This is a genomic window from Mariniflexile soesokkakense (assembly GCF_039650365.1).
GTDB lineage: Bacteria > Bacteroidota > Bacteroidia > Flavobacteriales > Flavobacteriaceae > Mariniflexile > Mariniflexile soesokkakense.
Map to the genome: position 1 here is coordinate 14,881 of NZ_JAZHYP010000012.1, position 18,397 is coordinate 33,277.

The window sequence follows — 18,397 nt, forward strand, 5'->3', positions numbered from 1 at the left end:
TTTGGGTTTTTACGCAAAAATAAACGAATTGTTAATTATAACGTAGCATATTAATAATAATTTTATTCTAAGTATTTTTACGCTCTAAAAAAACAACATGCAACAGGTATATTTTGATAATGCTGCCACAACCCAGATAAGAGACGAAGTAATTACTGCGATGACAGAAGTTATGAAAACCAATTATGGCAATGCATCTTCTTCTCATAGTTTCGGTAGGTCTTCTAAAGCATTAATAGAAAAATCGAGAAAAGCAGTTGCAAGTTATTTAAATGTATCTGCTAGTGAAATTATATTTACTTCTGGCGGTACCGAAGCCGATAATTTAATTTTATTTAGTGCTGTTAGAGATTTAAAAATAACGCATATTATTACAACTAAAATTGAACATCATGCAGTTTTGCATACGATAGACCAATTGGTTAAAGACTACAAAATTTCCGTTAGTTATGTTGATTTAAAGCCAAATGGAAAGATTGATTATTTGCATTTGGAAACGCTTTTGAAAACTGAAAAGAAAACGTTAGTAAGCTTAATGCATATTAACAATGAAATTGGTAATGTGTTAGATATGAAGCGTGTTGCTACCTTATGTAAAGCAAATAACGTGTTGTTTCATAGTGATGCAGTTCAATCTGTTGGACATTATAAAATGGACTTGCAAGATATTCAAGTTGATTTTATTGCAGCCGCAGCCCATAAATTTCATGGACCAAAGGGTGTTGGTTTTGCTTTTATTAGGAAGAATTCAGGGTTAAAACCATTAATTTTTGGTGGTGAGCAGGAGCGAGGACTTCGTGCAGGTACAGAAAGTCTTCATAATGTTGTTGGTTTAGAAATTGCTTTGAAATATGCCTACGGAAACTTAGATGAAGAAACAGCCTATATAAAAGATTTAAAACAATACTTTATACATAAAATTGAAAGTGATATACCTAATGCACGTTTTAACGGTAAGTCTGGTAACTTGGAAAAGAGCACTTATACCTTAGTGAATTTATGTTTACCCATACCACCTAAAAAAGCGGCGATGTTATTATTTCAGTTAGACTTAAAAGGAATTGCTTGCTCAAAAGGAAGTGCTTGCCAAAGCGGAAGCAACCAAAACTCGCATGTATTAACTGAGATTTTAAACGAAGAAGATTTACAAAAACCATCCATTCGGTTTTCGTTCAGTATTTATAATACCAAGGAAGAAATAGATTATGTAGTTGGGGTTTTGAAAGAGTTTGCTGGACAGTTAAAACTTCATGGTCGTCCTCACATTAAAAACACGTGGTGTTAAATAGTTGGGAATTGCATATTGGCGCTTGGTATATACATCGCGAACCCATGTATTGGTTATAGAGTTTTGTACATCAAACATGTTATAGATTTCAAAACCAAATGAGAGTTCTTTAAATGGTTTTTTCCAGCCGCTACTAAATTGTTTTTTAGCATCAACTAATACAAATTGTAAACCTAAATCGGCACGTTTGTATGATGGTAATCTATTTTGATAATCATATGGATCGGCATAACTTGGTGAACCTCCTGGTAAGCCTGTATTATAAACTAAATTCAAATACAGTTTCATATTAGGCACATTGGGGACGTAATCTTGAAACAATGCAGCAAATTTTAAACGTTGGTCTGTTGGTCGCGAAATATAGCCTTTGTTGTCAATGTTTTCTTCGGTTTTTAAATAGCCAAAACTAAACCACGATTCTGTTCCGGGAACAAATTCGCCATTCAGTCGCATATCAAATCCGTAAGCATATGCTTTGGCATTGTTATTAGCTGCATAGCGGATACGCACATTTTCTAAAGTATATGGGTTAACATCAGAAAGGTTTTTATAATAAGCTTCTGAAGTAAGTTTAAAAGGACGATCCCACATCTTAAAACTGTAATCGTTTCCTAAAACGAAGTGAAATGATTGTTGTGCTTTTACGTTGGGTTGTACCATGCCATCTGCATCGCGAAGTTCTCTGTAAAAAGGCGGTTGGTAGTAAACACCTGCTGCAATTCTAAAAAGCATGTCTTTTTCCCAATAGGGCTTAATAGCGAATTGCGCTCTTGGACTGAATACAGTTTGGTTAGACGATGAAATATTATCACCATCTACATTCCAATTATGTACACGAACCCCAACATTGTACCAAACATCACTGGTACCAATAGTTGCTCGTTTACTCCATTGCGCATAGGCTTGTAGACGGTTTATTTGTGTGTAATTGGTCGCTCTAACATTTGTAAATGGTACTAAAGGGCCACTATAAGGCTCGTAAGGTTGTTCGTTTGCAGGAATTGTTTTTGGTGGTCTTATTGAAAAACCTGCCGAATCTATAACTTCCCATTCAATTAAGCGGTCGCGAATATCTTCATTGGTGTATTTTAAAGACCATTCTATACGGTTATCATTAATATTAAAATCGCCTTTGTGTTCAATATTTGTAATTAGAGCATCTAAATCGTTTCTACCGTGGTTCAATTGAGCACCAACACCTCTACTAAATTCAACTTCACCTAAACTTTCTTCACCTATATTCGAGTTTACTTCACCTAAACGGTATTGTGCTAAAATATCAAAATATTCTTCTTCAATAGTGTGGTATCTAGAAGCAATAAGTTTTAAAGTTAAATCATCGTTCGCAAAATAGGTTCCTTTAAAAGCTCCAAAATAAGTTTTGTAGCGATCCTTTTCCTGACCATCATAAAAAACTAAAAGAGCAATAGGGTCGGTAAGGGTTCCAAAATTGGTTTGACGTGTTTGTGGTTGGTAATTGTATTTGTTGATAGAAGCGTTTCCTAAAAAACTTAAATGAAACTTGCTTGTAAACTTATAGGTAAAATATGCTTGAGCATCAGCAAACGAAGGTTTGAAATTGGTTTCGGTTTCTTTAGCTTTTACTAACAAACTGTTGTCTCTGTAACGAAGTCCAACAATACCAGAAAATTTAGAATCTTTACTAATGTTTTCAACAGAAAAACTTCCTCCCAATAAACTTAAGTCGGCATTAGCTTCAAATTGATACGGGTTTTTATAAGTAATATCTAAAACAGACGATAATTTATCGCCATATTTTGCTTGAAAACCACCTGCTGAAAAATCGACATTCTGCACCATATCAGTATTTACAAAACTTAAGCCTTCTTGTTGACCTGAGCGTACCAAAAAAGGACGATATACTTCAATATCATTTACATACACTAAGTTTTCATCGTAATTACCACCACGTACCGAGTATTGTGTACTTAATTCATTATTGTTGCTAACCCCCGGAAGTGTTAATAGTAAGTTTTCTACGCCCGCATTGGCACCTGGGATTTTTCTAATAGTTTCAGGTTTTAGGGTAATAATACCTTCCACATCGCGTTGGCGTTTGTTGGTTACAATTACGGCGGCTATTTGTTCTATGGAAGTGCTCATAACCGGATTAAACTCATAATCCTCGCCATTTTTTAAATTGAACGAACTTATTATTTTCTTAAAGGAAAGGTGTGTAAATTCAATAGAAACATCTTGGTTTGCAGGAATTTCTAAAATATAAAAACCATTGGAATTGGTAACCGTTCCTTTGGTATTGGTTTTAATATTTACGTTTGCAATGGGTGTGTTTGTTTCGTCTAGAATGATACCTTTTATAGTAGCAGTTTGCGAATAACCAGCACAAATAATTGAAAAAAATAATAGGGAAAAAACGTAAAATTTTGTTTTCAAATGGTAGTTGTTAAGTTTTATTTCCTGAAAAATGTTGCTTCAAAAGTAGCACTATTTCCAACATTATCGGTTACAATTAGCTTAAAATCATTCTTAGTATCGGTAATTATGCCGTCATTAAAATCGTAAGTAAGTGTATCTGTTTTATAGTCATATTCCATTAAAATCCATTTACCGTTTACTGTAGCTCGGTAATTAGAAATTCCAGAAAGGGTATCATCAATCTTAACTTTCAAAAACCTATAATTACTTAACCACTGTCCGTCTTTAAAATTTAAAGCTGATATTCTTGGTTTTACAGTGTCGGTTGCAAGAGCATAATTACCTAATGTTTTTGTGCTTGTTGATAGTATATTTCCGTCTCTTTTTGTAAACGAATATACAGGGTAATTTTTATAGCCAACTAAGCGTGCAATAAACAATTTGTCTTTATCGGCATCCTTATAATTGCTAATATCGTAATTTATGGTGAAATTCTTTCTGGTGGGAACCACATCTTTGTGTAGTGTAAGTATGTCGCCATTTACATCAAAATCGATGTAAAAATCTTCATAAAAAGTGTCTTGGTAAAAATCGACCGACACATTGCCCAATTTTAAATTGGTAATTTGATTTGCGGTAATATAATATGGTGTTGTTTTTTCTACTTTAGGGTTTAAAATTGTTGGTTTGTTTCCTTTGATGTTGATGGTAACAAACGATTCGTTGTTTTTAAAGTCGGAAACACGAATTTTATAAACTGATGAGGTACTGTCTTTAATAGTTAAAGTACCATCGTTTATTATAGGTTTTAAAATACTTAACGGATTGTTTTTTTTGAATAATTTTTGAATGCGTTGTCTGCTAGTACTATAATGTTCATAATCTATAAACTGATTGATGCACGATGACTCATCGAAAGAAAATACACTAAAATCGACCTCGAAATTCTGATTACCATTAAAAAAGGTTTGAATATTATAAACACCGTTTGAGTTTGCCGCCAAATCTTGTCTGTCGGTGGTTTCAATGCCAAAACCTATGTTACCATAAGCTTCAATGCTTTCGGTAGTGTAATCACCGCTTTTTAATGGGATAAGTCTTAATTTTTGTTTAGAATTTAACTTATTTACCGAAGCATTTTCATCTAAAGGAAATACATAAATGGTACTTACAATAGGTTTTGAATTGTCTTTAATGTCAATACCAAAAAGCATGGGGTTTATGGGGCGTTCCTCTTTGTCGCGAATTTCAAAATGCAAATGCGGTCCGCCAGAACCACCCGTATTACCACTATAAGCAACTATATTTCCTTTGGTAACCGGTAAGGTTTCGGCACTTGGGAACAATTCTATTTCATACGATTCTTTTTCGTATTGCTGTTTTTTAATATAGGCTTCTATTTCGGGCGAAAATTTTTGTAAATGTCCATAAACAGTTGTGTAGCCATTAGGGTGCGTAATGTATAAAGCCTTCCCGTATCCAAAATGCGCCAGTTTTATTCTGCTCACAAAACCATCGGCACATGCTAAAACATTTAAACCTTCGCGCTGTTGCGTTTTTATATCTAAACCAGAATGAAAATGATTGGAACGCAATTCGCCAAAGTTACCAGATAAAATAAGTGGTACTTCTAGCGGAGAACCAAAATAATCTTGTGGATAATTATTTTGGGCATGGGTAAAAAAGGATGAAGCTAAAAAAATATAAAGGATTAATCGCATATGTGAGTCGTTGATGCTAAAATATTAATTAGTTATTAATGTGCAAAAGAATAAAACAAAAATCAAGCCATGGTATTGATTGTGAGTAATAACGAAATTTTTAAAATTTTATTAAAAAACAATTGTAATTTATAAGCAGGTATGTTAACTTTGTGAGATAAGTATTGAAATTTGCAAATGAGTAATATTGAAGATATTGTAGATTCTTTAGAAAACAAAATTAGCAAGGTATTACACAAACTAGAGCTTTTGAAGCTTGCTAACTCGAAATTGAATGAAGAATTAGAGGTTTCAAAGCAAGAAATTCAAAACCAAAAGTTGCATATAGCAGGTTGGGAAGAAAAGTATGAAGCACTTAAAATGGCAAATACAATACTTGGTAGTGACGATAATAAAAGAGAAACTAAGCTTAAAATAAATGCCTTAATTAGAGATATTGATCATTGTATTACTCAATTATCTGATTAAGCAACATCAAATTCAATGTCAGAAAAGCTTAAAATAAAGCTGTCTATAGCTAATAGAGTGTACCCCTTAACTATTGACGCGAGTCAAGAAGAAGGTTTACGTAAAGCAGCTAAAAACATTGAAGAAATGATTAAGCAATTTGAGCAAAGTTATTCTGTTCGAGATAAACAGGATGTATTGGCAATGTGTGCTTTACAATTTGCATCTCAAGTTGAACAGAAATCTATTGATAAAGAGAGTGTAAGTGAGCATGTAGAAGAAAAACTGAATGCTCTTAACAGTTTGTTACATTCTCATTTGGTCTCTTAAACGTTCTTTAAAATAAACTAAAAGTTACTGCCTACATTAGTTATTTATATTTGATAAACTCAACGTTAATTCTTTAAAAAAGGTGAGTTTAAGTTGTAAAAGCATGCTGCCTTGAGCAGATCCTTGATCAGCTTGTTAGCCTTAAACTTGTATTTAAGGGGTTTATACAAAATTTTAAACTGATGTAGGCTTTTTTTTATATTAAAATTAACTAAACACAATAATGGATAACTCAATTATATTGATTGCTGGGGGAGTAATATTAGGACTTATATTAGGTTTTATTATTGCTAAAACCTTAGAGAAAAACAATGCTTCTAAACTAGTTAAGGAAGCTAAAAAAAGTGCAGCCTTAATACTTAAGGAAGCTAATAGCGAAGGGGAAACTATAAAAAAAGATAAAATACTTCAAGCTAAAGAAAAGTTTTTAGAGCTTAAAGGGGAACATGAAAAAGTTATCCTATCCCGCGATAAAAAAATGGATGAAGCTGAAAAGCGTACTCGTGATAAAGAATCACAAATATCTAATGAATTAGCCAAAACTAAAAAGCTTAGTGAAAGTCTAGAAGCGAAAGAGAGGGATTATAATCACAAACTGGATGTTTTAGATAAGAAACAAGAAGAAATAGATAGATTGCACAAAAGCCAAGTGCAACAGCTTGAGGTTATTTCTAGTCTTTCGGCCGAAGAAGCTAAATCACAATTAGTAGAATCATTAAAAGGAGAAGCAAAGAATGATGCCATGGCATATATTCAAAGTTCTATGGAAGAGGCTAAATTAACGGCAGAACAGGACGCTAAAAAAATCATCATCAATACCATTCAACGTATAGGAACAGAAGAAGCAGTTGATAATTGTGTATCTGTATTTAATATAGAATCTGATGATGTAAAAGGACGCATTATTGGTCGTGAAGGAAGAAATATTCGAGCTATTGAAGCAGCAACTGGGGTTGAAATTATTGTTGATGATACACCAGAAGCCATTATATTATCTTGTTTCGATTCTGTGAGACGTGAAATTGCACGTTTATCATTGCATAAATTAGTGACCGATGGTAGAATTCACCCAGCAAGAATTGAAGAAGTTGTAGAGAAAACCAAAAAACAAATTGAACAGGAAATTATAGAAGTTGGTAAACGTACCGTAATAGATTTAGGAATTCACAATTTACATCCCGAGCTTATTAAAATGGTAGGTAGAATGAAGTATCGTTCATCTTACGGACAAAACTTATTACAACACTCGCGTGAAGTTGCTAAACTTTGTGGTGTGATGGCTGCCGAGCTAGGATTAAATCCAAAATTAGCTAAACGAGCTGGGTTATTACACGATATAGGTAAAGTGCCAGATGCGGAAGCTGATATGGAAACACCTCATGCTATTTTAGGCATGCAGTGGGCAGAGAAGTACGGTGAGAAAGATGAGGTATGTAATGCTATTGGGGCACATCATGACGAAATAGAAATGAAGTTTTTAATTTCACCAATAATACAAGTTTGTGATGCTATTTCCGGCGCACGTCCAGGAGCACGTCGTCAAGTTTTAGATAGTTATATTCAACGTTTAAAAGATTTAGAAGATATTGCCTTCGGATTTAATGGCGTTAAAAAGGCGTATGCTATTCAAGCAGGTAGAGAGTTACGTGTTATTGTTGAAAGTGAAAAGGTTGACGACCAAAAAGCAGCCGATTTATCATTCAGTATTTCTCAAAAAGTACAAACAGATATGACCTATCCAGGTCAAGTTAAAGTAACGGTTATAAGAGAAACCAGAGCTGTTAATATTGCTAAATAAGGTTCCTCCAAGCGGTAATCTCATAATAAATTAATTAAAAAATCCAGCTTTATGCTGGATTTTTTTTGATATTCATTGTAATTGTAAATGTAGTACCTACATTAACTTTACTGTCTACTTTAATTTTGCCACCAAGTGTTTCTACTTGGCTTTTTGTAAGATATAATCCAACACCTTCGGCATTTGAATTACCATGAAAAGTACGGTATAAGCCAAAAATATCATTTCCGTGTTTCTCTAAATCAATACCTATTCCATTGTCGGCTACTGTTATTGTTAAAATATGGTCTTCTGATAGGTGCGAATCAATATTTATTACAGCTGTCCTGTCTGGATGTGAATATTTTAATGAATTTGATGCTAAATTTTGAATAATACTTTCTAAATAAGAGCGATTAGCATAAATGTAAATATTTGAATTTACATTATTATTTATAATTGCTTTTTTATTGGTAATTTCTAAATCTAGTAGTTTAATAGTGTTTTCAATGTAATGGTGTATGCTCAAATTTTCACGCTCAATTTTTTTATTAAAGCTCTTGCTTACAATTTCGTTTAAATTAGTAATAGTATTTTTTAAAGAATTTGATACGGTTTTTAAATGACAAATTAATTCATTCTTTTCTTCATCAGAATCTGCGGTATCATAAAACTCAAGTAAACTTTCAAAGTTACCTGCATATTCTTTTAAATTATGAGTGACAATATGTGCGAAATTTTGGAGCCTATTATTTTGATTAGTTATAATATCTAAGTTTTGAGATATTTTGGCTTCTTTTTCTTTTCTTTCCGTGATATCACAAACTGTTCCTATAATGCGTAATGGGTATCCGTTACCATCTCTTTTTACAACACGACCAACGTCTTTAACCCATTTATAGCTTCCATTTTTAGATAATATTCTATGTTCACTTTTATAATAAGCTGTTTCTCCAGAGTAATGCTTGTTTATGCTAACCAATAAATTTTCTACATCTTTTGGATGAATTATTTTTTTCCAATCAAATTGCGTCGAGCAATCATCATCAAGATTTAGTATTGTTTTTGCTTCTTTTGAATAATGAACAAAATTTGTTTTCATATGAAAATCCCAAACACCAATATTTGAATTTTCTAGGGCAAATTGAGATGTAAACTCATCGTAGTTTAAATTTGAATGCACATCAACAATTTCATTTATAGTAAAGGTTCTGTCTAAAATATCAGTCATAGGGGAGTAGGTTAAGTATGATAACAAATATACTAAAAAAATCGACTAAACAACAAGTAATGACGTTAAAACGCATTATTTTCTAGGATGATACTTTTCTACAACCTTAGCTAAATGGCTTTTATCTAGATGCACGTAAATTTCGGTAGTGGTGATGCTTTCATGCCCTAGCATAAGTTGAATAGACCTTAAATCAGCATTATTTTGTAACAAATGCGTTGCAAAAGAATGCCGAAATGTATGCGGAGAAATACTTTTTTTAAGTCCGATTTTTTCAGCCAATTGTTTTATAATCGTAAAAACCATAGCTCGTGTAAGTTGTTTGCCTCTACGGTTTAAAAACAAAGTATCTTCAAACCCATTCTTAATAGCCAGATGGTTGCGAATATCACTTCTATATATGTTAATATATTTTTGGGTAATATTTATAATAGGAACAAATCGCTGTTTGTTTCCTTTACCCGTTACTTTAATAAAACCTTCATCAAAGAATAAATCTGATATTTTAAGATTGATTAGTTCGCTTACTCGCAATCCACAGCCATATAAGGTTTCTAACATGGCACGATTGCGTTCACCTTCGGGTTTACTTAAATCAATGGCATTTATTAGTTTATCAATTTCTTCTTCAGAAAGTGTATCGGGTAGTTTTCTCCCTATTTTGGGCGATTCAATAAGGTCTAAAGGATTTGAAGCTATATAATCTTCAAACACTAAATAACTAAAAAAACTACGTAAACCAGATATTAATCGCGATTGAGAACGTGTGTTAACAGTTTTTGCTGTTTCATAAATAAACTGTTGGATGGTTTCTTTTTTGATTGAAATAGGAGATTCACTAATATGGTGTTCTTCTAAATAGCCCATTAGTTTTTTAACATCCAGACTATAGTTATCAATAGAATTTTTTGATAATCCGCGTTCTATTTTTAAATATAATTGATAATCCTTTAGTGAATTTTGCCATTTCATACCTGTAAAAATAGCGTAATTTTTATAATATGTATAGTAAAAGGTATACGTAATTATACATATTAAAATGTTTAATATTCAATAAAAAAGCATTTAATTTGTGTATAAACCAATTAAAACTATTTAAATTATGAAAAAATTATTTTTTATGACAATCTTTGGGATTCTTGTAATTGTTAACGTAAATGCCCAAGAGTCTAATTTTGGATTGAAAGCTGGAGCTGATTTTGCTTCCATGAAATTAAAAGCAGAAGGAGATAATGCGTCTGTCTCAGAAACTGGATTTTATATTGGAGCTTTTGCTGAAATTGCAATTTCAGATTCATTTACATTTCAACCTGAAGTTCTGTATGTTTCGATAGAAGATCTTGATCAAATAGCAATTCCTCTTTTAGCTAAGTTTCCTGTTTCTGAAGAGTTTAATGTTTTAGTAGGTCCTGCTTTAGGAATTATGCTTGACGCTGGTGACGGAATGAAATCATTAAATTTTGGCGCTGAAGCAGGGATTGCCTACGACTTTTCAGAAGATTTCTTTGTAGAAGCTAGATACAATTTAGGATTGGCTAACTTATTGGATGGAGCGCCAAGTGGTTATTCTGTTAAGCTTAGTGGATTTTTTGTAGGCATAGGTTATAGATTATAATTAAAAAAATTTTTCAATAAAAAAAACCGGAGCTATTTGATTCGGTTTTTTTATGCCCAATTTTTAATATATTTACCCTATGAAAAAACTAATCATCATCAACGGTCCAAACTTAAATTTGTTAGGCAAACGCGAACCAGCAATCTACGGCAGTTTATCATTTACGGAGTTTTTAGAGGAAGTAAAGGACAAATATCCAATGGTTCAAATAGATTATTTTCAATCTAATATTGAAGGAGAACTTATTGATAAAATGCACGAAGTTGGTTTTAGTTATGATGGTATTATTATAAATGCTGGCGCATATACTCACACTTCTATTGCCATAGGAGATGCTATTAAAGGTATTGAAACTCCAGTGGTTGAAGTACATATTTCAAATACTTTTGGAAGGGAAGAGTTTAGACACCAATCTTATATCTCTCCTAATGTAAAAGGCGTTATTCTTGGTTTTGGCTTGCAAAGCTATGAGTTGGCTATTCAAAGTTTTTAAAAGCTGTACCTAGCCTCCCCAAAGGGGAGGGGTTCTTACTCATACAAAAACAAAAAATGCGATTCTTTTGAATCGCATTTTTTGTTTTTAATTATTTATTACTAGTAACCTTCTCCACCTGTTTATTTAACCGAGTGAAAGTCCCTTCCCTTTGGGGAGGCTAGGTGGGGCTTCTTATAAATGAATTACTTCATCATAAGCATCGGCAACAGCTTCCATCACCGCTTCACTCATAGTAGGGTGTGGATGTATTGCTTTTAATACTTCGTGTCCTGTAGTTTCTAATTTTCTACCTAAAACAGCTTCGGCAATCATATCGGTTACGCCAGCACCAATCATGTGGCAACCTAACCATTCACCATATTTAGCATCAAAAATTACTTTTACAAAACCATCTTTGTTACCACTAGCACTTGCTTTACCAGAAGCAGAGAACGGGAATTTTCCAACTTTAATATCAAGCCCTTTGTCTTTAGCTTGCTTTTCAGTTAAACCAACACTTGCAATTTCTGGATAACAATAAGTACAACCAGGGATGTTTCCGTAATCTAAAGCTTCAACATGTAGTCCAGCAATTTTTTCAACACATAAAATACCTTCAGCCGATGCAACATGTGCTAATGCTTGTCCTGGAGTTACATCTCCAATAGCATAGTAACCAGGCATGTTGGTTTGGTAAAAGTTATTTACTAAAATCTTATCTCTATCAACAACAATTCCAACATCTTCTAAACCAATGTTCTCAATATTTGATTTAATTCCAACAGCAGATAAAATAATATCGGCTTCTAAAACTTGTTCACCATCTTTGGTTTTTACGGTAGCTTTCACACCATTTCCAGAAGTATCTACTTTAGTAACTTCGGCAGAAGTCATAATATCAATACCACTTTTCTTAAAAGACTTTTCTAATTGTTTTGATACGTCTTCATCTTCAACAGGTACCACGTTTGGTAAAAACTCAACAATGGTTACTTCAGTTCCCATTGAGTTGTAGAAATATGCAAATTCTACACCAATAGCTCCAGACCCTACAACAATCATTTTTTTAGGTTGGTTTGGTAAGCTCATGGCTTCTCTGTATCCAATTACTTTTTTACCGTCTTGTGGTAAGCTTGGTAATTCGCGAGAACGCGCTCCAGTTGCAATGATGATATGGTCTGCACTATATTCTGTACCATCTACATCAATTTTTTTACCTGGTTTAAGTTTTCCATAACCTTTAATAACGTCTATTTTGTTCTTCTTCATTAAAAACTCAATACCCTTACTCATACCATTGGCTACACCACGGCTACGGTTTACAACAGCACTAAAGTCTTTATCATAATCTGTAACAGATAAACCATAATCACCTGCATGTTTTAAATACTCAAATACTTGAGCAGATTTTAATAATGCTTTAGTAGGGATACATCCCCAATTTAAACATACACCACCAAGGTTTTCTTTTTCAACAACTGCGGTTTTAAAACCTAATTGCGACGCTCTAATAGCTGTAACATAACCCCCTGGACCACTTCCAAGAACAATAATATCGTATTTACTCATGAGATTTTTTTAATCGGTTAATATCAGGCTACGAATTTACGAAACCTAATTTGAATAAAGAATTTAGAATCCCATAAATTTATATCTTTTATTACCTTTGTTTTTAAGAATAGGAATATGAACATACCTTTAACAAGTGATCCTCGAATTATAATAATTGGAGGCGGTTTTGCAGGCGTTTCGTTGGCAAAAAAACTATCAAAACAAGAAGTACAAGTGGTTATGCTTGATAAAAATAACTATCACACTTTTCAACCGCTTCTATATCAGGTGTCTACTGGTGGTTTAGAGCCTGATTCTATTGCGTATCCTATTCGGAAAATATTGAAAGATTTTCCCAATTTTCATTTTAGATTGGCTAATGTTGAAGAAATAAACATACTCAAAAACAAGGTTTTAACGGATATTGGCGAACTTAAATTTGATTATTTGGTAGTTGCTTCAGGTGCTGAAACTAATTATTTTGGAAACACTGAAATAGAAAAAAACAGTATGGCGATGAAAACCATACCTGAATCTTTAAATTTAAGAAGTTTAATTCTTGAAAATTTTGAAGAGGCCTTATTGACTTCCGATTTAAACGAACGCAATGCGCTTATGAATTTTGTTATAGTAGGTGGCGGACCAACAGGTGTAGAGTTGGCGGGTGCTTTGGCAGAAATTAAAAAAGGCATTTTACCTAAAGATTATCCTGATTTAGATACGCGTTTGGCACAAATTCATATCATTCAATCCAGCGATTGTATTTTAAAAGGGATGAGCGATAAAGCCTCTGAAAAAGCCGAAGACTTTTTAGAAAAACTGGGAGTTAACGTTTGGAAAAACATACGGGTAATCAATTATGATGGAAAAACAGTAACCACCAATACCGATTTAACGTTTGAAACCTCCACTTTGGTTTGGGCAGCAGGTGTTAAAGGCGCTACCATAAAAGGCTTAGATGCTGGTGATTTTATGACTAAAGGTGAACGACTTTTGGTAAACGAATTTAATCAGGTTAAAGGATTTAATAATATTTTTGCTGTGGGAGATATTGCTTGTATGTCTACTGATGAATTTCCAAACGGATTACCAATGATGGCACAACCGGCCATTCAACAAGGTAAACAATTGGGTGAAAACATAGTTCGATTAATAGATGAAAAACCTATGATTCCTTTTGTTTATAAAGACAAAGGGGCTATGGCAACCATTGGACGTAATAAAGCGGTTGTAGATTTACCAAAGTTTAAGTTTCAAGGTGTTTTTGCTTGGTATGTTTGGATGTTTGTTCATCTTTTTTTCTTAATAGGCTTTAGAAACCGTATGGTGGTTTTTGTGAATTGGGTCTACAATTATATCCGATTTGATAGAGAAGCACGTTTAATTATTCGTCCTTTTAAAAGACAGTTAAAAAAATAGTCTTTTTCTCATTTTAAATAAAACATGTGTTAATATTCTGATATTCAGATATTTTACTTAAATTTAGAGAATAACTAACTAAATTTTTTTAAAATGAAAAAACATGCAATTATTGCCATAATGCTTTTTACATGTATTATGTACTCTCAAAAGAAAAAAAATGGAACTATTTATAGCGAACACCCAGCTATTAAAGTTGTAGAAGCTATGCAACAAGCTTTTATAAAAGGGGATACTACTTCAGTTTCAAGCTATTTAGCAAAAGATTTTAGGGCAGTTAACGGGATGAATTCTAATCCAGAAACTAAAGGAACAGACAAGCAAACTTTTTTAAAGCAATCGCTTTTTTGGAAAGATAACGCTTCGTACCTAAGTCTTACAAGAAGTGGTGAAGCCTATCCGGACGCCTTGGAATATGATAAAAGTGGTACATGGGTACAAACTTGGGATTATTTAAGAGGTGTCCATAATGAGACTGGTGTAAAACTAGATATGCAATTACACAGATTATTTGTTGTTAATAAAGACAATAAAATAGCTAGAATGATAAGTTATGATGACGGTACAGTATTCGATGAATTAAGGAATAGTTTCCAACCAAGAAAAAACGGAACAATATATAATCATCACGATTATATTAATAAAGTTAGAAATATGATTGGAGCTTTAGAACATAGCGATGTAGATAAAGCTTTTAGTTATTTTTCAGAAAATGCACGATTTTCTAACCTAGATATGGGAAGAGATGAGACCCGTACACTAGCAGAAGAAAAAGAAGGCTTTAAAAAAATGTTAGAAAGCTGGAAAATAGATAGTTTCGACGTTAATGGATATCCAGATTATTTTAATTATGAAATAGGAGATGGCAAAGTTGTACAATCTTGGTGGGATGTACGATTGACTCGAAAATCTGACGGAAAAAAAGTAATTATACCAATTTTGTTAGTTCATAATTTTAATGATGAAGGTTTGATTACAAGAGAAATGGGCTATTATACATTACAAGCTTTATCAGCAAAATAATTACACTTTTAATAATAAAAAAACCTTCAAAAATTTTATTTGAAGGTTTTTGCTTTATAAATCATCCGTAAAATGTTTTCTGATTTTTTCTTTACTAAATTTTTCTTTATTATATTTTGAAGAATTCCCTTTTGGGATAGATAAAGACAGCCATTGTTCGTCTTTTAAAAGTTTTCCTAAAAAAACAATTTGCCCAATATGGTAAGGGTAATGCGCTAATTGTCTGTTAATAGCTTCGGTAACTGTGTGCCCTTCATTTCTAATATAAATAATGCGTTCTAAATCTTCAGATTTTAAAGTTTTTAAGGCATTAAATAAACACAACCAACCACTTTCCCAAGAAGCTATTAAATCTTCTTTAGAAGTGTATGTGTCTTCAAATTCAGCATCACGATTACGCCATGATTTCTCCCCGTCTTCAGTTAAAAAATTGGTCCAACGGCTTAGCATATTGCCAACTATATGTTTTGCAATAATCGAAATAGAGTTTGAAGCTTCGGTACTTTGCCATTGCATCTCATCAAAAGTCAATTGGCTAAAAGTTTTATCACCTAAACTTTTATAGTATTCAAATTGCTTAATAACACATACTAAATAGCTTTCCATATAGTAAAGATATTAATTTATTTATTCAGGAATAAATTTAAGTGCTACACCATTTATACAGTGTCTTTTTCCAGTAGTGTTTTTGGGGCCATCATTAAAAACATGCCCTAAATGGCCACCACAGGTCGCACAATGTTCTTCACGTCCATAATAATCTGAACCACTTGAAATTATGGTACTACCTTTAATTTCTCTATCAAAACTAGGCCACCCTGTACCAGAGTCAAATTTATTAGCACTTTTAAATAAGGGTGTGTTACATGCCGCACATACGTAAGTTCCTTTTTTGTAATTATTGTTTAACGGACTTGTAAAAGCACGCTCTGTACCAGCTTTACGTAGTACATAATATTCTATTTCAGATAATTCAGATTTCCATTCATCATCTGTTTTTGAAACTTTAAATGAAGTTTTATTTTCTTTTTGTGCATTGCCATTGCAGTTGAATAAAGCGAATGCGATGCAGAAAATCATTATTTTTTTCATGTTTTTTTTAAAATAGGTCGAAATTAATTAGTAAACATAACATTTATAAAAAATGTTAATCATAGAAAATAAAAATAAAATTGTGTAAAAAAATTAAGGTACAATTTTTGTACTTTTATTAAATAATTAAAAAAACAATGATGAAACTGAAAAATACATTTATAATATTAGTAATGGTTGGAGTAATTGTTTCTTGTGCAACGAATCCTTTTACTGGCAAAAAAACAATGGCAATAGTGCCAAATTCCCAGTTGTTTCCAACAGCATTTGCACAATACGATCAGTTTTTAACTGAAAATAAAGTTATTAAGGGTACATCTGATGCAGCCATGGTTACTAGGGTAGGACAAAAAATAGCAGTAGCTGCTGAAAGATGGCTAAACGCTAATGGTTATGCGGGCTATTTAAATGATTATAAATGGGAATATAACTTAGTTGAAGATAAGGCGATTAATGCCTGGTGTATGCCTGGAGGAAAAATAGTTGTTTACACAGGTATTTTGCCAATTGCAAAAGGAGAAACGGGATTAGCTGCTATAATGGGACATGAAGTGGCACACGCTTTAGCTAATCACGGACAACAGCGTATGAGTGCTGCTTATGTACAGCAGGGTGTAGCCATTGCGGGAAACATTGCGATAAAAGATGAACAATCTAGAAATGCTTTTAATCAATATTATGGAATAGGTTCTCAAGTAGGTGTTATGTTGCCTTTTAGTAGAGCACATGAAACCGAAGCTGATAAAATAGGATTGTACATTATGGCAATAGCAGGATATAATCCTGATGAAGCTGCTGAACTGTGGAAACGTATGAGTACGCAAAGTAGTGGACAAGCACCTCCGGAATTATTAAGCACACACCCTTCTAACGATTCAAGAATCGCAAATCTTACTTCATTAGCACCAAAAGCGAAAGAAGAAGCTGCCAAATTTGGCGTGACTAGTTTTAGGTAATAGTTTCGTAAGACGAAATTCAAAAATATTTACTTACTTTGAAGCTGCTCATAAAAGAGCAGCTTTTTATTTATGGCAGTATTAGAAAAAGGAAGCAAAAAACTACTTAATGCTTGGGCATTTTACGATTGGGCAAACTCGGTTTATACCTTAACTATCACGTCATCTATATTTCCTATATTTTATTCGGCATTATTTTTAAGCGAAATAAAAGTAGTGCATGCTTTTGGAATGGAGTTTAAAAGTACCGCGCTAATCACTTTTGTTACCGCATTTACTTTTTTGGTAGTAGCCGTTACGTCGCCTATACTCTCTGGTATTGCCGATTATGTTGGCAATAAAAAGAATTTTTTAAAATTCTTTTGTTATGTTGGAAGTGCAGGTTGTATTGGGTTGTATTGGTTTGATATTACTCCCAATAATATATATATTAGTTTGCTTTTTTATTTTATGGGTTTAATTGGTTACTGGGGGAGTTTGGTTTTTTATAATTCCTATTTACCAGATATAGCGTTTCCCGAACAACAAGATAAAGTGAGTGCCAAAGGTTTTTCGCTCGGCTATATAGGGAGTGTTATTTTGCTTATAGTGAATTTAGCAATGGTGATGAGTCAAGATGATGGTGCTTCTAAAATGCAGATGATGCGTTATTCCTTTATAACAGTTGGATTGTGGTGGGCATTGTTTAGCCAATATTCATTTTATTTTTTACCTAAAGGAACTTCTTCTGGTCATAAAGTTACCACAGCCATTGTTTTTAATGGATTGAAAGAATTGCGATTGGTTTGGATGCAATTAAAACAGAATTTAAGGTTGAAGCGTTATTTATATGCTTTTTTTGTATTCAGTATGGCGGTTCAAACTATTATGTTGGTAGCTGTTTATTTTGGTGAAGAAGAAATAGCTTGGGGTGGTGATGGTGAAAAAACCACAGGACTTATTGTTAGTATATTAATTATCCAATTAGTGGCGGTTATTGGAGCAATTTTAACATCGACAGCATCGGCAAAATTTGGAAACATAAAAACATTGATTTTTGTTAACTTTATTTGGATGAGTTTGTGTTTTTATGCCT

At 32.9% G+C, this 18,397-nt stretch carries 17 protein-coding genes and 1 other RNA gene; 11 read left to right on the forward strand and 7 right to left on the reverse strand.

The window, feature by feature from the left end; translation table 11 throughout:
• Positions 1-97: 97 nt before the first annotated feature.
• Entirely contained in the window at positions 98-1,285 is a 1,188-nt protein-coding gene (locus tag VP395_RS15455) for a cysteine desulfurase family protein (protein ID WP_346242934.1), read from the forward strand.
• Here the strand turns inward: VP395_RS15455 and VP395_RS15460 are convergent.
• Together VP395_RS15460 and VP395_RS15465 are read right to left on the reverse strand one after the other, a co-directional pair.
• Positions 1,241-3,703 (reverse strand): carboxypeptidase-like regulatory domain-containing protein, encoded by a 2,463-nt coding sequence (locus VP395_RS15460; RefSeq protein ID WP_346242935.1) that lies wholly within the window; start codon positions 3,701-3,703, stop codon positions 1,241-1,243. The genes VP395_RS15455 and VP395_RS15460 overlap by 45 nt on opposite strands.
• Before the next feature lie 17 nt (positions 3,704-3,720).
• Positions 3,721-5,406, reverse strand: a complete 1,686-nt coding sequence (locus VP395_RS15465) for a M23 family metallopeptidase (RefSeq protein ID WP_346242936.1) — start codon at positions 5,404-5,406, stop codon at positions 3,721-3,723.
• 177 nt (positions 5,407-5,583) lie between these two features.
• Between VP395_RS15465 and VP395_RS15470 the strand changes: the two genes are divergently transcribed.
• From VP395_RS15470 to rny, 4 genes are all read left to right on the forward strand, one after another.
• Positions 5,584-5,874, forward strand: a complete 291-nt coding sequence (locus VP395_RS15470; protein ID WP_346242937.1) for a hypothetical protein — start codon at positions 5,584-5,586, stop codon at positions 5,872-5,874.
• A 15-nt stretch (positions 5,875-5,889) separates the two neighbouring features.
• Entirely contained in the window at positions 5,890-6,183 is a 294-nt protein-coding gene (locus VP395_RS15475) for a cell division protein ZapA (RefSeq protein ID WP_346242938.1), read from the forward strand.
• A gap of 57 nt (positions 6,184-6,240) precedes the next feature.
• Positions 6,241-6,347, forward strand: a non-coding RNA gene (gene ssrS, locus VP395_RS15480) — 6S RNA.
• Between the two features lie 59 nt (positions 6,348-6,406).
• Entirely contained in the window at positions 6,407-7,981 is a 1,575-nt protein-coding gene (rny, locus tag VP395_RS15485) for a ribonuclease Y (protein ID WP_346242939.1), read from the forward strand.
• A 49-nt stretch (positions 7,982-8,030) separates the two neighbouring features.
• Here rny and VP395_RS15490 read toward each other — a convergent pair whose 3' ends face one another.
• Together VP395_RS15490 and xerD are read right to left on the reverse strand one after the other, a co-directional pair.
• A complete protein-coding gene (locus VP395_RS15490) occupies positions 8,031-9,191 on the reverse strand; it encodes a sensor histidine kinase (RefSeq protein ID WP_346242940.1) in 1,161 nt (386 codons plus the stop codon).
• 75 nt (positions 9,192-9,266) lie between these two features.
• Positions 9,267-10,163 (reverse strand): site-specific tyrosine recombinase XerD, encoded by an 897-nt coding sequence (xerD, locus tag VP395_RS15495; protein WP_346242941.1) that lies wholly within the window; start codon positions 10,161-10,163, stop codon positions 9,267-9,269.
• Between the two features lie 148 nt (positions 10,164-10,311).
• Here xerD and VP395_RS15500 point away from each other — a divergent pair, with 148 nt between their 5' ends.
• On the forward strand, positions 10,312-10,806 hold the full coding sequence (locus VP395_RS15500) for an outer membrane beta-barrel protein (RefSeq protein ID WP_346242942.1): 495 nt from the start codon (positions 10,312-10,314) through the stop codon (positions 10,804-10,806).
• Positions 10,807-10,885: 79 nt separating this feature from the next.
• Positions 10,886-11,299, forward strand: coding sequence for a type II 3-dehydroquinate dehydratase (aroQ, locus tag VP395_RS15505; RefSeq protein ID WP_346242943.1), 414 nt, complete (start codon positions 10,886-10,888; stop codon positions 11,297-11,299).
• Positions 11,300-11,473: 174 nt separating this feature from the next.
• Here aroQ and lpdA read toward each other — a convergent pair whose 3' ends face one another.
• Entirely contained in the window at positions 11,474-12,850 is a 1,377-nt protein-coding gene (lpdA, locus tag VP395_RS15510; protein WP_346242944.1) for a dihydrolipoyl dehydrogenase, read from the reverse strand.
• A gap of 117 nt (positions 12,851-12,967) precedes the next feature.
• Between lpdA and VP395_RS15515 the strand changes: the two genes are divergently transcribed.
• Positions 12,968-14,251: an NAD(P)/FAD-dependent oxidoreductase gene (locus VP395_RS15515; protein WP_346242945.1), complete on the forward strand. Its 1,284-nt coding sequence runs from the start codon at positions 12,968-12,970 to the stop codon at positions 14,249-14,251.
• A 93-nt stretch (positions 14,252-14,344) separates the two neighbouring features.
• Positions 14,345-15,274 (forward strand): nuclear transport factor 2 family protein, encoded by a 930-nt coding sequence (locus VP395_RS15520; protein WP_346242946.1) that lies wholly within the window; start codon positions 14,345-14,347, stop codon positions 15,272-15,274.
• Positions 15,275-15,328: 54 nt separating this feature from the next.
• Here VP395_RS15520 and VP395_RS15525 read toward each other — a convergent pair whose 3' ends face one another.
• Positions 15,329-15,880, reverse strand: a complete 552-nt coding sequence (locus VP395_RS15525; protein WP_346242947.1) for a DUF1572 family protein — start codon at positions 15,878-15,880, stop codon at positions 15,329-15,331.
• Positions 15,881-15,901: 21 nt separating this feature from the next.
• Positions 15,902-16,366, reverse strand: coding sequence for a peptide-methionine (R)-S-oxide reductase MsrB (gene msrB / locus VP395_RS15530; RefSeq protein ID WP_346242948.1), 465 nt, complete (start codon positions 16,364-16,366; stop codon positions 15,902-15,904).
• Between the two features lie 140 nt (positions 16,367-16,506).
• Between msrB and VP395_RS15535 the strand changes: the two genes are divergently transcribed.
• Positions 16,507-17,322: a M48 family metallopeptidase gene (locus VP395_RS15535; protein WP_346242950.1), complete on the forward strand. Its 816-nt coding sequence runs from the start codon at positions 16,507-16,509 to the stop codon at positions 17,320-17,322.
• Between the two features lie 72 nt (positions 17,323-17,394).
• A partial coding sequence (locus VP395_RS15540) for an MFS transporter (RefSeq protein WP_346242949.1) occupies positions 17,395-18,397 on the forward strand: 1,003 nt, incomplete at its 3' end.